General features: G+C 66.8%; 1 protein-coding gene. It reads right to left on the bottom strand.

Annotation, left to right across the window (positions count from 1 at the left end):
- Positions 1 to 739, bottom strand: a 739-nt coding sequence (locus tag DOU50_RS00160; protein WP_148768449.1) for an Ig-like domain-containing protein, incomplete at both ends; no start/stop codon positions are given.

Below are 739 nucleotides of genomic sequence, written 5' to 3'. Positions count from 1 at the left end.
GAACGTCGAGCGTCCAGGTGCCGTCGCTGCCGACAAGCGCAGTGTAGGTTTTGCCGCCCAGCGTCACGGTAACGGTCTGACCCGCCTCCGCGCTGGAAGATCCGTGCACGGTCAGCGGCAGCTGGGCTTCCGCGGCGTTCAGCATGTCGTCAGCCGACAGCGTCGCAATGCTCACCACCGGCGCAGTGGTATCCACGCTGATGCCGTGCGTCGCCGACGCGCTGTTGCCCGCGCTGTCCTGCGCCGACACGGACACCTGATAGCGCGCGCCATCGGCCAGGGCACCCACGTCTGCGGCCGGAACGGTGGTCGTCCAGCTGCCGTCGCTCTGGATGGTGGCCGTATAGCTCTTGCCGTTCAGCGTCACGGTAACCTGCGTCCCGCTGGCGAGCTGGGCGCTGGAGCCGTTAATTACCAGGGACGAACCGGCTTCCGCCGCGTTGATGACGTCGTCACCGCTAACGGTGTTCACCGTCAGCGCCACGGAGGCGGTGTTCACCACCACATCGTGAGTCTGGGTGCTGCTGTTGCCCGCGCCGTCGGTAATCGTCGCGCTGAGGGTCACGGTGCCGTCGGTCAGCGCGGAAATCACGCTGGCCGGAACGCCCACGCTCCAGTTACCGCTGGCGTCAACGGTGGTGGTGTACTGGTTCGAACCGAGGGTGATGACCAGCTTATCGCCGACGCTCGCGCCGGTTGCCGTGCCGCTGACAATCTGCGCCTGCCCGTGCTCCACGCT

It is taken from the genome of Enterobacter sp. C6 (assembly GCF_008122455.1).
Lineage (GTDB): Bacteria > Pseudomonadota > Gammaproteobacteria > Enterobacterales > Enterobacteriaceae > Enterobacter > Enterobacter pseudoroggenkampii.
Note: the sequence above shows the minus strand (reverse complement) of the source record. Positions and strands in the feature narration are given on the sequence as shown.